Origin of the sequence: Truepera radiovictrix DSM 17093 (genome assembly GCF_000092425.1) — a bacterium.
Lineage (GTDB): Bacteria > Deinococcota > Deinococci > Deinococcales > Trueperaceae > Truepera > Truepera radiovictrix.
Genome location: NC_014221.1, coordinates 2,923,822 through 2,938,230, shown reverse-complemented (window position 1 = coordinate 2,938,230; position 14,409 = coordinate 2,923,822). Strand labels below are relative to the sequence as shown.

At 67.3% G+C, this 14,409-nt stretch carries 11 protein-coding genes; 5 read left to right on the top strand and 6 right to left on the bottom strand.

Annotation, left to right across the window (positions count from 1 at the left end; translation table 11 throughout):
- Positions 1-64: 64 nt before the first annotated feature.
- Entirely contained in the window at positions 65-691 is a 627-nt protein-coding gene (locus TRAD_RS13465) for a DNA-3-methyladenine glycosylase family protein (RefSeq protein WP_013179163.1), read from the bottom strand.
- Positions 692-1,131: 440 nt separating this feature from the next.
- On the opposite strand from TRAD_RS13465, the gene TRAD_RS15445 reads away from it, so the two are divergent.
- Together TRAD_RS15445 and TRAD_RS13455 are read left to right on the top strand one after the other, a co-directional pair.
- The gene (locus TRAD_RS15445; RefSeq protein ID WP_013179162.1) at positions 1,132-1,914 is read left to right on the top strand and encodes a class I SAM-dependent methyltransferase; all 783 of its coding nucleotides are present in this window, start codon (positions 1,132-1,134) and stop codon (positions 1,912-1,914) included.
- A gap of 105 nt (positions 1,915-2,019) precedes the next feature.
- Entirely contained in the window at positions 2,020-4,797 is a 2,778-nt protein-coding gene (locus tag TRAD_RS13455) for a valine--tRNA ligase (protein ID WP_013179161.1), read from the top strand.
- 295 nt (positions 4,798-5,092) lie between these two features.
- Here the strand turns inward: TRAD_RS13455 and TRAD_RS13450 are convergent, their stop codons facing one another.
- Positions 5,093-6,124, bottom strand: coding sequence for an MBL fold metallo-hydrolase (locus tag TRAD_RS13450; RefSeq protein WP_013179160.1), 1,032 nt, complete (start codon positions 6,122-6,124; stop codon positions 5,093-5,095).
- A gap of 83 nt (positions 6,125-6,207) precedes the next feature.
- Complete coding sequence (locus tag TRAD_RS13445) at positions 6,208-7,158, bottom strand: aldo/keto reductase (RefSeq protein WP_013179159.1); 951 nt, start codon at positions 7,156-7,158, stop codon at positions 6,208-6,210.
- Between the two features lie 338 nt (positions 7,159-7,496).
- On the opposite strand from TRAD_RS13445, the gene TRAD_RS13440 reads away from it, so the two are divergent.
- The 3 genes from TRAD_RS13440 to nikC all read left to right on the top strand — a co-directional run bounded on the left by TRAD_RS13440 (position 7,497) and on the right by nikC (position 10,967).
- Entirely contained in the window at positions 7,497-9,011 is a 1,515-nt protein-coding gene (locus tag TRAD_RS13440) for a glutathione ABC transporter substrate-binding protein (RefSeq protein ID WP_013179158.1), read from the top strand.
- A 130-nt stretch (positions 9,012-9,141) separates the two neighbouring features.
- Positions 9,142-10,071 carry a nickel ABC transporter permease gene (gene nikB / locus TRAD_RS13435; protein ID WP_013179157.1) on the top strand — a complete coding sequence of 310 codons (930 nt, stop codon included), beginning with the start codon at positions 9,142-9,144 and terminating at the stop codon, positions 10,069-10,071.
- Positions 10,072-10,079: 8 nt separating this feature from the next.
- Positions 10,080-10,967, top strand: coding sequence for a nickel transporter permease (gene nikC, locus TRAD_RS13430; protein ID WP_013179156.1), 888 nt, complete (start codon positions 10,080-10,082; stop codon positions 10,965-10,967).
- Between the two features lie 232 nt (positions 10,968-11,199).
- Here the strand turns inward: nikC and TRAD_RS13425 are convergent, their stop codons facing one another.
- The 3 genes from TRAD_RS13425 to TRAD_RS13415 form a co-directional block, all read right to left on the bottom strand.
- Positions 11,200-12,465: an ATP-grasp domain-containing protein gene (locus TRAD_RS13425; RefSeq protein WP_013179155.1), complete on the bottom strand. Its 1,266-nt coding sequence runs from the start codon at positions 12,463-12,465 to the stop codon at positions 11,200-11,202.
- A 200-nt stretch (positions 12,466-12,665) separates the two neighbouring features.
- On the bottom strand, positions 12,666-13,403 hold the full coding sequence (locus TRAD_RS13420; RefSeq protein ID WP_013179154.1) for an esterase family protein: 738 nt from the start codon (positions 13,401-13,403) through the stop codon (positions 12,666-12,668).
- Complete coding sequence (locus TRAD_RS13415) at positions 13,400-14,344, bottom strand: alpha/beta hydrolase (protein ID WP_013179153.1); 945 nt, start codon at positions 14,342-14,344, stop codon at positions 13,400-13,402. The genes TRAD_RS13420 and TRAD_RS13415 overlap by 4 nt, the downstream gene beginning before the upstream one ends.
- Positions 14,345-14,409: the final 65 nt, after the last annotated feature.

Sequence of the window (14,409 nt, the reverse complement as noted above, 5' to 3'; positions counted from 1 at the left end):
ACGCTATCAAGCGGCGCGAAGGGGCTCTGAAGCGTTGCCGACAATGCGCCGACGACGCGCGGGGTCACTTCGGCGCCACTTTGAGCCCTCCCGCCTCGATCCAGCGCCACAGGTACCACACCGCCGCGCTCCGGTAGGGCGCGAAGCGCGCGCCGAGCTCGCTTAGAGCAGGGACGCCGAAGGCGCCGTAGAGCCCCTCCCCGGCGCGCACCACGCCCATGTCCTTCAGCGGCCAGACGTCCGGGCGGCCGAGGGCGAAGATGAGAAACATCTCCGCCGTCCACACGCCGACCCCCCGAAGAGCCGTGAGCCGCGCCAGGACGTCCGCGTCGGAGCCTCCCGCGAGCCCCTCGAGCGCGCCGCCGAGGTAGGCGGCCGAGAGCTCCCTGAGGTACTCCCCCTTGCGGCGCGGCACGCCGAGGGCGAGGAGGTCGTCCGTGGTGCAGGTCAGCAGGCGTTCGGGGTCGAGGTCGGTCGCCGCTTGGAGCCGCCCGTACACCGCCCGCGCCGCCGCCCCCGAGATGAGCTGCCCGACGATCGCCCGCACGAGCACCCGGTAGGGCTCCCCGAGCCGCCATCCGTAGGGCCCAAAACGGGCGACGAGCGTCGCCATCGTGGGGTCGGTCTGCAGGTGGGCGAGCGCCGCTGGGTCGGCGGTGACGGTGGAGGGGGCGGTTGCGGGGTCGGTCATGGCCCCGACTGTGGCACGTCGGAGGCCGCGCGACCGTAAGGTTTAGAGCGCTTGTTTGGAGTCCGTGCGGTCTGCTATCCTTTAAGGCGCGTTGAGCGGGAGGAGTAGCTCGAAGCGGTGAGGGCCACTAGGCCCGCGGCTTGTGCCGTTGACCGAACGGTTAGGGCCACTAGGCCCACGGCTCGTGCCGTTGACCGCAGCTGCCCGACAGAGAGCGCCAGCGGCGCGCTGAGAGCTGGCGCCGGGAGAGCCGAGCGAACGTCGCCCGTGAGCCCGGGCAAGAACGGTTTGGTATAGAACACCGAGCCCAGTAGACGCCCCGGACGCTGCCCCGACAGTGCAGCTTGAACGAGTGCCTTTAGCGCGTGCTAAGGGAAGCGCGGTGGTACCGCGGGGTTCGCCTCGTCCGCAGCTATTGACCGAGCGGAGGAGGTTTTTGCATGTCGACCCAAACACCCCAAACAGTCGATCTGAGCGAGTTCGACACGGTCTACCGCCTCGAGCATGAGGCCCGCTTTACGGCGGCGCGCACCCGGCTCGAGGTGGACGCGCTCGTGCGCGTGTTGGGGCTCCAACCGACCGAGCGCATCTTGGACCTCGCCTGCGGTTGGGGGCGGCACCTGCGCGAACTGAAGCGGCGCGGCTTCGGGGCGCTCGTCGGCGTAGACGTGCAAGGGGCGTTTCTGGAGCCCATCGAGGGGGTGACGCTTTTCGAGCAAGACGCGACCCGGCTCGAGTTCGAGGACGCGTTTGACGCGGTGTACTGCGTCGCCAACGGCCTCTTTGCCGACCCCAACGCAGCGGCGCGGGTGCTGCGCGGGGTGGCGCGCGCCCTCAAGCCGCAGGGCCGCTTTCTGCTCGACACCAGCAACCGCGAGCGACTGGTGCAGGCGGGGACGACGCGCTCGTGGCGCAAGGCTGCACCCCCCAGAGCGGAGCTGGCGCCCCTCTTGGGTGGGGGAGAGCTGCCCTGGATCCTCGAGGAAGCCCACTTCGACCTCCGCACGGGCGCGCAGCACCTCGAGCAGCAGCGCATTTTTGCCGACGGGCGCTGCCAAACGCGCCGCCTCACGCGCTTTCACTACACCCTGAGCGAACTCTCTGAGCGCGCCCACGCCGCCGGCTTCGATGTGCACGAGGTCTACGGCGACTGGACGTTAGCGCCCTACACCCCAGTAAGCCCGCGCATGATCGTGCTACTCACCAAAGGTCAACGCCACTAGTACGGTAGTACGGGCACCGAGCCCGGCCCTAGTGGGCCTAGTACCAGGCGTCGCTTCGCGCGGCTACGCACTCCGGCCGATGGCCGTAACCTAAAGGAGCCACCGATGACGCAGTCTGAATCTACCCAGACCCGAGAGTTGCCCAAGCAGTACGACCCCCACAGCGTCGAGGAGAAGTGGGCGCGGCGCTGGGCCGAGAGGCCCTTTACCGCCGACCCGACGAGCGACAAGCCAGGCTTTTGCATCGTCATCCCGCCGCCCAACGTGACCGGCAGCCTCCACTTGGGCCACGCCTTCGACAACACCCTCATCGACACCCTGATCCGCTTCAAGCGGATGCGGGGTTTCGAGGCGCTCTTTCAACCCGGCACCGACCACGCGGGGATCTCGACCCAGGTCCAGGTCGAGCGGGCTTTGCAGAGCGAGGGGCTGACCAAGCACGACCTCGGGCGCGAGGCGTTTTTGGCGCGCATGTGGGCCTGGAAGGAGCGCTACGGCGGCATCATCCTCGGCCAGCTCCAGCGCCTCGGCATCTCGGCGGACTGGACCCGCACGCGCTTTACGATGGATGAGGGGCTGTCCCGTGCGGTGCGCAAGCAGTTCGTCGAGCTCTACCACCGGGGCCTCATCTACCGCGGCGAGCGCATCGTCAACTGGGACCCCGTGAGCCAGACGACGCTTTCAGACCTCGAGGTCGACCGCGAGGAGCGTCCCGGCAAGCTCTACACGCTCCGCTACGCGCTCGAGGGGGGCGGCGCGTTAGAGATCGCCACCGTGCGCCCCGAGACCATCTTCGCGGACGTGGCCCTGGCCGTGCACCCCGAAGACGAGCGCTTTACGCACCTGCACGGCAAGCGGGCGCGCATCCCGCTGACCGACCGGTGGGTGCCCATCATCACCGACGAGGCCGTCGAGCGGGACTTCGGTACGGGGGCGCTTAAGATCACCCCGGCGCACGACCCGACCGACTTCGAGATCGGCCTGCGCCACGGCCTGCCGCGCCCTTCGGTGATCGACCTCGAGGCGAGGCTCACCGGCGAGCTAGTGCCGGAGGCGTTTCGCGGTTTGGACCGCTTCGAGGCGCGCGCGCGCGTCGTGGCGGCGTTAGAGGCCGCCGGGGCGCTCGCCCACGCGCGCGACTACACCGTGCCCATCGGGCTCTCCGAACGCACCAAAGCGCCCGTGGAGCCGATTCTCTCGACGCAGTGGTTTTTCAAGATGTCCGAAGTGGCGCCCAAGGTGCTCGCCGCGTTGGACGCGGGCGAGATGCGCCTGACGCCCGAGCGCTACACCAAGGTCAACCGCGACTGGCTCCTCAGCTTACGCGACTGGAACATTTCAAGGCAGCTCTGGTGGGGCCACCAGATCCCAGCGTGGTACGACCCCGAGGGCAACATCTACGTCCCCGACCCCCAAAACCCCGACCTCGACCCCCCCGACGACCCGCGTTACGCGCACCTGACCCTGACCCAAGACCCCGACGTGTTCGACACCTGGTTCTCCTCGAACCTCTGGCCGTTTTCGACCCTGGGGTGGCCGGACACGGAGGACCCCTTTTTCAAGAAGTTCTTCCCGACCTCGGTGCTGGTCACGGGCTACGACATCCTCTTTTTCTGGGTGACCAAGATGCAGCTCGCGAGCTACGCCCTACTCGACCAGAAACCCTTCTCGGACATCGTGCTGCACGGGCTGGTCTTGGACGAGCACGGCCAGAAGCAGTCGAAGTCCAAGGGCAACGGCATCGACCCCCTGGACGTGATCGCCGAAGCGGGCGCCGACGCGCTCCGCTTCGCCATGGCCTACGCCTCGACGGGGGCGCAGGATATCCGCTGGGACCCGCGCCGGGTGGAGATGGGGCGCAACTTCGGCAACAAGCTGTGGAACGCGGTGCGGTTTGCGATGATGCATCTTGGGGATCCCCCCCTGCCTCCCCTACAAGGGGGGGTGCCGGAGGCGGGGGGGTTGACCTCCCGCTGGATCACCAGCCGTTTGCAGCGCGCCATCCAGGAGGTGACGCGCCACCTCGAGGCCTTCGACTTGGGCGGTGCGAGCCGCGCCGCGTACGACTTCGTCTGGTCGGAGTTCTGCGACTGGTACCTCGAGGCCGCCAAACCGGAGCTGCGCGCCGGCAACCAGGAGACCCGGGTGGTCTTGCGGCGCACGCTCACCGATATCTTGAAGCTGCTGCACCCGCTGATGCCCTTTATCACGTCTGAGCTCTACGAGGCGTTGGGGCATGAGGTCAGCGCCACTAGTACGGGCACTAGTACCGGCACCCGCCGGGGGCCTAGTGGCCCTAGACTCGAGCCCGGCCCTAGTGGGCCTAGTACCGGGCGCACCGGCTGGGCCGGTAACCTGGAGACGCAGCTCGGTCTGAGCGCCTGGCCGGAAGCGGATGAGAGCCTCCTCGATGAGGCCGCCGAGCGCGACTTTAGGCGCCTGCAGGACGCGGTCACGGCGGTGCGAAACCTGCGCGCCGAGGCCAACGTACCCCCCTCGCAGGAAGTGGCGGTGTACGCGAGCGGCGCGGGTGCGGGGACGCTTCTAGAGAACGAGGCGGTCTTCAAGGCCCTGACGCGCGCCGCCTTGCTCGACAAGCCCGTTTCGGGCGCCGCATTGTCGCAGGTGGTGCCGGAGCTCGAGCTCACCCTGCCCCTCGAGGGCCTTGTCGACGTCGCCGAGTGGCGCGCGCGGCAGGAAAAGCGCCTCGCCGAGCTGCGCGCGAACCGCGCCAAGAGCGAGAAAAAGCTCGCCAACCCCAAGTTCGTGCAGAACGCGCCCGAAGCGGTCGTGGCCGAGGAGCGGCGGCGCCTTGAGGAGGCCGAGGCATTAATCAGGGGGCTCGAGGCGAGCCTAGCGACCTTGGGGAGGTTACCGGCCTAGCCGGGGCGCCTGGTACTAGGCCCACTAGGGCCGGGCTCGGTGCCCGTACTAGCGGCGTTGTCCTATGGGTGAGTGTGCACAAGGGGAGACGGCGCGCCTAGGTTACGGCCATAGGCCGAACGCCTAGTGGCGTTGACCTCAAGGTTACGGCCATGGGCCGAACGCCTAGCTCACAGGGGCCCTGCCCTCGCGCAGCATCCCCACCGGGGGACGCCTCTAGTGAGGCTGAGTGCTCACAGGGGCCCTGCCCCGCCTCTAATGAGGCTGAGTGTGGCGTTGACCTCTCCCCTAAAGCTCAGCGGTTCTTGCGCCCCTGCAGCGCGATAGCGGCGCCCAGAAGCGCCGCCACGCCTACGCCGATAAGAGCTGGTGCCAGCGGGCTCGGTTTGGGCGGCGGCACATAGACCACCCCGCGCTCGTCGGCCCTCACGGGGCGCCCGACGTAGCGCCCGCGCCTCGGCACCGCCAGATGGTCGAAGTTGGCGGCTAATTCGCTTAGCTCGCGCGCCAAACGCTCCCCGCGCATCGGTCGGCCGTGGCCGGTCGCTGCGACCTGTGGAGAGAGCGCCGCGAGGCGCAGGACCGAGGTGTGGGCGGCGAGCCAGTTCGTCGTGAAGTAGCGGGGCGGCCCGCGCAGCTCACGGCGCTGCCGCAGCACCGCTAGGAGCGACTCCTGCCGGACGGTGACGAAGGCGTCCCCGGCGAGCAGCGTCCGGTCGGCTTCCCGAAAGAGAGACACGTGCCCGTCGGTGTGGCCGGGTGTGTGCAGGGCGCGCCACCCCGGCAAAAAGGGAACGCTGCCGTCCTCGGGTAGCTGCCGCACCCGTCCACCGAAGTTGCGGCCGCGGCGCGGGTAGAGGGGCGCGCTCCTAGCCATGAGGCCGCCACCCACGGAGGGGTCGGGGGGCGGATAGTCCGAGCGGCCGGTGAGGTAGGGGAGCTCGAGCGCGTGCGCGTAAACGGGCACGTCCCAACGCTCGAGCAGCTTGGAAAGCGCTCCTACGTGGTCGAAGTGGCCGTGCGTCAAGATGATGGCTTTGGGCGGGCCGCCGAAGCGGGCGGCGGCGACCCGCAGGATGCGGCGCGCCGTTCCCGGCATGCCCGCGTCTATAAGCACCCAGTTGCGGCTCCCGGGGTGGCCTCGGTCAGCGCCACTGGGCGTCGGGCTAGTGCCTGTAACCGCGACGAAGTAGACGTTAGCGACTAGCGTCCGCAACCCCCAGACGTCTTCGGCTCGGTTAGCGGCCTGGCCGCTGGCGCTCGTGCGCTTGACCGTGACGAAGAAGCCGGGCGCGCGGCTTGCAGGTTGGCGGTGGCTCTGGTTCATGGTGTACCCCCCACCGCGCACTCTAGGCGCGGTGGGGGGGAAAAGCTGTAAGCGGAGGGGAAAAGCGTGCGGCGACGCGCCCTTTAGCTCGCCAAGATGGCCTCGATGCGCTCGAGCTGCTCCGGCGAGAGTTCAATCTCGGCGGCGCCCAGGTTGTCCTCCATCTGGCTCACCTTGGTCGCGCCGGTGATGACGCTCGAGACGCCCGGCTGCCGCAGCACCCACGCCAGCGCGAGCTGCGCGCGGGTGACGCCGAGCTCGTCGGCAACCTCTTTAAGCGCACGCACCCGGCGCGCGTTCTCCTCAGTCAAGTAGCGCTCGCCAAACCCACTGTCGCGTCCGAAACGGCTGTCTTCGGGGACGCCGTCGTCGTACTTGCCGGTGAGCATCCCCATGGCCAACGGGCTCCAGACGACGAGGCCGATGCCCTTGTTCTCGGTGACGGGCAGGATCTCCCTCTCGACCCGTTCGCGCCACAGCATCGAGTACTGCGGCTGCTCGGTCACAGGCGCCACGAGGCCGTTTTCGCGCGCGTAGGTGTGGGCTTCGGCGATCTGCGCGCCCGTCCACTCCGAGGTGCCCCAGTAGTGGGCCAGACCGCTCCGGACCACGTCGGAAAACGCCTCGACGGTCTCCTCCAAAGGCGTTTCGGGGTCGTAGCGGTGGGCGAAATAGATGTCGACGTAGTCGGTGCCCATGCGGTCGAGCGACATCTCGATGGACTCTAAGACGTGCTTGCGTGAGAGCCCGCGGTCGTTGACGTTCTCCGACATCGGCCAAAAGACCTTCGTCGACAAGACGAGGTGGTGGCGCGGGACGCCGGTGTCGTTGAGGACTTCGCCCAAAAACTCCTCGCCCTTACCGTGGGCGTAGACGTCGGCGTTGTCGAAAAAGTTCACGCCGCCCGCGAGGGCTTTGTCGACGATCTCCCGAACCACCGCCTTGTCCTGAACGCTGCCGCCGTAGGTCGTCCACGCCCCTAGCGAGATCACGCTGACCTTAAGGCCGCTTTTGCCGAGTCTGCGGTACTGCATCCTTGCCTCCTAGCGCTGCCCCGTCGCGTCTTCCGCCGCTGTGCCGGCGGGCGGCGGTAAGACCCATTGTGGCAAGCCCCATTCTAGCTTGCGAGCGTGCAGTCCTCCGCGGCTCGCGAGCGCTCGAGTGGGTCGCGTTGGAGAAGGTGCGGCAGCCCTATGGGTGGCTGTGTTCTCTCGCTGTGTAGCTTTCCGCTGAAGAGGTTGTGTGCTGGCTCGCAATGTCTGTTAGACTGCTAAAGACCCCAGGAGTGCCCTGCACTCTACACCCCCGAGCAGCCCTGTTACAGCTAGCTTACGGTACGTCCCGCTGTGACCCTGCTCCCCAAGGAGGAAACGTGAAGCGAATCGTATCCGGATTGACGGTTCTGGGTCTTTTCTGGGCAGGTGCGCTCGCCCAAGCCCAGACGATTACCGTGGGTCAAGGCGCCGACGCGGTCACCCTCGACCCACACGGCACCAACGACCAGCCCTCGGCGCGGGTGATGCGGCAGATTTACGACACGCTGATCATCCAGCAAGAGGACCTCGAGCTCGTCCCCGGTTTGGCCGAGTCGTGGGAGCAGCTCGACGACACGACCTGGGAGTTTACCCTCCGCGAAGGGGTGACGTTCCATAACGGCGAACCGCTGACCGCCGACGACGTGGTGTTCACCTTTAACCGCCTCACGGACCCCGAGGTAGCGGCGCCGGCGGCTTTCTTGCTGGGTTTCGTCGAGAGCGTCGAGGCGGCCGACGAGCGGACGGTCAGGATCACCACCCAGTACCCCTTCGCGCCCATCTTGGCGCACCTCTCGCACACGGCGACCTCGATTTTGAACGAGCAAGCCGTGACCGAAGCGGGCGAAGACTATGGGACGACCACCGTCGTCGGCACCGGCCCCTTTAGCTTCGTGCGCTGGGAGCCGGCCACGCAGATCGTGCTCGAGCGCAACGACGACTGGTGGGGGGGCGAGGTCCTGCCCGAGCGCGTCGTCTTCCGCCCCATCATCGAAGGCACCGTGCGGGCGATTGAACTCGAAACGGGCGGCATCGACATCGCTTACGGGCTCGAGCCCACCGACGCCAACCGCATCGAAGGGGGCGGGGTGCCCGGCGTCCGGCTCGAAACGGTCGAGACGCTCTCGACCAACTACATCGGCTTTAACGTCCAGAAAGAGCCCTTCGACGACGTGCGCGTGCGCCAGGCGATCAACCACGCCGTCGACGTCGACCTCATTATCGAGGCGGTTTTGGAAGGTCGGGCGATCCCGGCAACCGGCCCCATCGCGCCGGCGGTCTTCGGTGCCCGCACCGACTTAGAGCCCTACGCCTACGACCCCGAGCGCGCCCGCGAGCTGCTCGCCGAAGCCGGCCTCGAGGGGGGCTTTAGCACCACCATCTGGACGAACGACAACCCGACCCGGATCCAGATCGCCGAGATCGTCCAGGCGATGCTGCTCGACGTCGGCATCAACGTCGACGTGCAGGTGCTCGAGTGGGGCACCTACCTCGCCGACACCGCCGAAGGGCTCCACGACATGTTCATCCTCGGTTGGGTGTCGGTCACCGGCGACGCCGACTACGGCCTCTACTCGCTCTTCCACTCCGAGCAGATGGGCAACCCCGGCAACCGCACCTTCTTCGCCAACGAACGCGTCGACGAGCTTTTGGACCTCGGCCGCAGCAGCGCCGACGAAGAGGAGCGCTTAGCCGCCTACGCCGAAGCCCAGGAGATCATCCTCGAAGAGGCGCCCTGGCTCTTTCTCAACATCACCGTCGAGGACAACGGCGTCCGCGACAACGTCGAGGGCTTCGTGCCCCACCCGGCGGGCCACCACCGGCTCCACTCGGTGACCATCACGGGGAGCTAGCGCCGGCGCGACGTCTGCGGCCGCGCAAAGGCGGCCCTAGCCGGACGACCCACCCCACCCGGTCTGCAGGGGCCAGGGTGGGGTAGTCTCTTAACGGCCTCCCCAGACCCCACGCTCTAGGACGTTTACGATGTTTCAGTATATTGTCAAACGCATTCTCCTGGTGATCCCGGTGCTCTTCGGGGTGTCGATCCTCGTGTTCGGCATTATGCACCTCTCCCCCGGCGACCCGGCCATCTTGATGCTCGGTGAGGGCGCGCCGGAGGCCGAGCTCGAGGCGCTGCGCGCGCGGCTCGGCCTCAACGAACCCCTGCACGTGCAGTACGGCATGTGGGTCGGGCGCGTGCTGCAGGGCGACTTGGGGCGCTCGATCCGCTCCAACCGGCTGGTGGCCGCCGAGATCGCCTCGCGGCTGCCCGCGACGATCGAGCTCGCGGTGCTCGCCACGCTGATTTCAGTCGCGATCGGCATCCCCATCGGCGTGCTGTCGGCGACGCGCCCCAACTCGCTGCTCGACAACGCCACCATGGTGGCGGCGCTCGGCGGGCTGGCGATGCCGGTCTTTTGGCAAGCGCTCATGATGATCCTCATCTTTTCGCTGTGGCTCGGCTGGTTCCCCTCGTCGGGGCGCCTCGGCGGGTGGGAGTACTACGTGCTGCCCACCCTGACGTTGGGTACAAGTTCGATCGCCGCGATTACCCGCATGACCCGTTCGACGATGCTCGAGACCATCCGGCAGGACTACGTGCGCACGGCTCACTCCAAGGGGGTTGCCGAACGCCGCGTGATCTACCGCCACGCCCTGCGCAACGCCCTCATCCCGGTCGTGACGGTGATCGGGTTGCAGTTTGGGAGCTTGCTCGCGGGCGCGGTGCTGACTGAAACCATCTTTAACTGGCCGGGTATCGGCCGCCTCGCCGTCGACGCCATTCGGGCGCAGGACTTTCCGGTCGTGCAGGGCGTGATCCTGGTGTTCGCGATCGCCTACGCGCTCGTCAACTTGCTCGTCGACCTGACCTACGCCGCGCTCGACCCCCGCTTGCGGGTGCGCTACGGTTAAGGAGGACCATGGCGACAACTGCCCCGTCTGCACCCGCTGCCCCGCGCCGCCGGTCGCTCGGTAGCGGCGCGCTGCGGCGCTTGGCCCGCAACCCGCGCGCCGTCTTCGGCGCGCTGGTGCTCGCGCTACTTATCGTCGCGGCGATCTTCGCCGATCAGCTGAGCCCGCACCCCCCCAACGTCCAAAACCTTCGCAACCGCCTGCAGCCGCCGAGCGCCGAGCACCTTTTGGGCACCGACCAGTTCGGCCGCGACATCTTGAGCCGGATTATCCACGGCGGGCGCATCTCGCTTCAGGTCGGCTTTTTGTCGGTCGGTATCGCGCTCGTCATCGGCGGTTTGATGGGCGTTTTGGCCGCTTACTACGGCGGCTGGCTCGACAGCCTCTTTATGGGGCTCGTCGACGTGCTCTTGGCGCTCCCCGCGTTTCTCCTGGCGCTCGCTATCGTCGCGGCGCTCGGCCCGAGCCTGACGAACGTGATGATCGCCGTCGGCATCGCCAACATCCCCAGCTTCGCCCGCATCACGCGTTCGGCGGCGCTCTCGGTGCGCGAGCTCGACTACGTCGCGGCCGCCAAGGCGGCGGGCTCCTCGGACCTGCGCATCATGTTTAAGCACATCATCCCGAACGCCCTCAGCCCGGTGATCGTGCAGGTGACCTTGTCGCTCGCGGGGGCGATTCTCGCCGCTGCGGGTCTGAGCTTTCTCGGGCTGGGCGCGCAGCCGCCGACCCCCGAGTGGGGCAGCATGCTCAACGCGGCCCGGCCCTTTATCCGCCAGGCGCACTGGGCGGTGACGTTCCCGGGTTTGGCGATCGTCGTCACGGTGCTCGCGCTCAACCTCGTGGGCGACGCGCTGCGCGACATTCTCGACCCGCGGATGCGGGGCTCGAGGTAGCCCGCGCGAACGGGCGTGGGGTGCGCCCTTCGGGCCCGCTGCGTTCGTGGTGGTGGCGAGGTAGGAGACCCTCAGTGGGCCGACACGCCGGAGCGAGGCGCGCTAGCGCGCCTCGCTCTTCCCCCGACGGAAATCCCAATGGCCTTTACTATACAGAGGCCGCTCGGCGCGCCGGTAGGTCTCTATGTCACGGTGCCCTAGTACATAAGGACTAGCTCGGGCAGGCGGGCGCTCAAGGGGCGGCCGCCTGCACCCTCTCGGCCTCGAGCCAGTGCTGCATGAGCCCCTTGTAGTGCGCGGTGAAGTGCTCGTGTTCGTGGGGCGGAAAGGTGCTCTGCACGGTGTTTTCCAAGATGCGCGCGAACTCGGGGCTCGCGACAAGCTCCCACATCGCCTCATCGAGCCCCTGCAGCTCTTTGGCCCTGAACGCCTCGAACCGCTCCGTATCGAAGTACTTGTCGGCCATGCGCTCGTAGGCGTCGAGCTTCTCCTCATAGCTTCGGTCGGAGTCGGCGACCTTGAAGTACTTTTCCAGGTCCATCGTCACGCGCGGTTCGCGCTCGGTGACGGCGCAAAAAAGGCTCCAGGCGAGAAGCGACTTGATCGCCCAGGGGAAGTAGTAGTGCAGGCTTGTGAGGGCGATGTCGGGGCAGGCGTTGGCGAAGTCGATGGGCCAGAGCGTGCCCCCCTTGAGGAGCGCCTCGCACGAGTTAAACTCCCAGCGAAACACCGCGTTGATAATCTTGGTGATCGCGCGCGCCTCGCGGCCCGACCTAGCGTCCAAAAAGTCGTGCGCCACTCGGTAGCGCGCGTGCAGCGGCTGCGTAGGGTCGTACTGCAGCGAGATCACCTGCGGTCCGATACCTAATGAGCGCACGAACACGTCGAAGTCGATCCCCTTTTGCAGGTGCATGATCATGGTGCCCGAAGCGTCGTAAGACGACATCAGGTCGTGCACGTCGCGGATGAACGAGACGCCGCGCCAGCCGCCGCCGTCGAACGGTTTCATAAAGAGCGGGTAGCCGATCCCTGCGGCGATCGCGGGCAGGTCGAAGAGGTCGTGGTAGCGCTCGGCGGTGCGGCGGTACTTCTCCGACGGCGGCCCCTCTTTGGGCGGGATCAGCCAGGTCTCGGGGATGTGCAACCCCAGCCGGATCATCACGCAGTAGGCGGTGTGCTTCTCCATGCTCTGGAAGGTAAAGGGGTTGTTGATCAGGTAGGTACCGTTGACCATGGCGGCCTTTTTCAGCCACTCGCGCGGGTTGGTGTGCCACCAGGCGAGCCGGTCGATGACCAGGTCGTAGGAGGTAGGGGCGTCGAGGCGAAACGGATGGATGCGGACGCGCTCGAGCGCGAACGCGTAGTGCTTGCGGCCTCGGCGGATGGGTTTAAGAAAGCGGCGCGCGAGGGCCTCTAGGGTGCTCGGCCAGTCCTCCTCGTCGCCCAGCAGCAGGCCGATCTTTTTCGTAACGACGTTGTTTTTGGCAACTTTGGACATCGGTTGTCGCACCTCCTAGGGAACCCTCTTCTCGAAACGTCACCAGCTCCGTTGGTGGCCAGCCCACCCGCACACCCATACACGCGCACCCCGTTCGGCAAAAACCGGCGTCGGGCGGCGGAGCGCCTTCCGCGCGGGAGGTCTTTGACGTAGGGTGATTATCACCCAGCGTGCCAAACCCAGGCAACCGGGCGCCGCCCCTAACCGAGCGCGCGGCCTAAGTGGTGCGCGAGCTGCTGCCGCCACCAGTACCAGTGATGGTCGACGTCGTGCCCCCAGATGTCGCGCTCGTGGGACACGCCTTTTTCCCGCAGCAGGTCGGCCAACAGGTGGGTGTCGGCGAGGCACTTGTCCTCCCAGGCGCCCTGGCCACAGACCAACACGAGGTGCGCGTGGCGGCGGACGAACTCGAGGTGTGCCCCCCCGAAGTTGCGCACGTACGCGACCGGGTTGTTGAAGTAGACCTCCTGGGACGCTGTCGGACCGGTAAACGACTCGGCGTTGTAGCGCCCGCTGAGACACAGCGCGTAAGGAAAGACGTGCGGGTGCTTCAGGGCGAAGTTGGCCGCGTGAAAGGCGCCCAACGAGCAGCCCGTGAGGGCGACGCTCAGGGTGGCGTCCTCGCAGTCGTAGCGGATGGCGGGCACCAGGGTGTGCAGGATGAAGTCCTCGTAGGCGCGGTGGCGCAGCGCCCGCTCGTGGGGGTCTTTGTGCGCGAGCCACGTCTCGTGGTCCAGGCTCTCCGGGCAGTAGACCTTGAGTTTGCCCGCCTCAATGAGGTGCGCGACGGCGCCGATCATCCCGTTGTCTTCAAAGTCGTAAAACTGCCCGCCGCCCGAGGGGAAAGCGATCAACGGGGCACCGTAGTGGCCGAAGGCGAGCACCTGCACGTCGCGCCCGATGGCGGGGTTGTAGAGCTTTTCGTAGCGGCGCCTCACGGAGCGTCCCCGACGAGAACCGTTGCCGCGTCCCCCTCGGCTGCGTCGCAGGGGGCGGGCTCCGGCGGGAAGAGGTACGAGAGCACCTGCGGCAGCCGCGCCGCCCACGCCGCTTCGCTATGGGTGGCGCCCTCGGCGAGGTGGTAGACGAACTCCTGGCCCTCGGTGTAACCCGCGTCCAGGAGGGCTTGGCGCGCCGCCAAGGTGACCCACTTGTTGTCGTCCGAGTCGCCCTCGCCCTCGCCCGAATCGAGCCACACGCGCAGGTCGTGTACGGGCGCTTCGCGGAGCCGCGTGAGCATCTCGAGTTCCCCCGCAGCGGTCTCCGTGACCCAGAACGACGCCGACAAGATGGCGTGGTGCCGTGCGAACGCGGGGTGTTCAAAGGCGATGTAGGCCGAGAAAAGCCCCCCCATCGACGAACCACACGTGGCGACGTGCTCGCGGCCCCCCCGGACGCGGAAGTGCTCGCACATGTACGCGTGCACCTCCTCGTAGAAGGCGAAGGTCCGGTGCGCTTGCCCCCAGAGGTAGGCCACACGCCGCCGCCGCCGGAGCCGGTGGCGGTAGCGCCTCGAGGGCGCCGTGGCGAAGCGGCTGTAAGGGGGCAGGTACTCCGCGAGGCGCGCGGCCCCCCCGTTGCTGACGCCGACGAGGATGGCGGGTCGCATCTGGCCCTCGTGGATCAGCCGTTCGGCGGTCTCATCGGCCCGCCACGAACCGCTAAAGGCGTCCTCCGAGAAGGTTTCAAAGCAGTTCTGACCGTCGTGGAGGTAGAGGATGGGGTAGCGGGTGTCAGCTGCGTGCGGCTCGAAGTAGTCCGGCGGGAGGTAGATGTAGAGCGCGCGTTCGCCGAGGCTGCCCGTAAAGGTTTGCTTAAAGACTCGAGCCCCGCAGTGCTGAGGTGCCGGTGTAGGGGAGGGCGGGGTGGGGAGCGTCATGCGCTATCTTAGCGCGCTTTGGGCGCAGGGTTGCAGGTCGCAGCCAAAATGTGGGGTTGTGTACA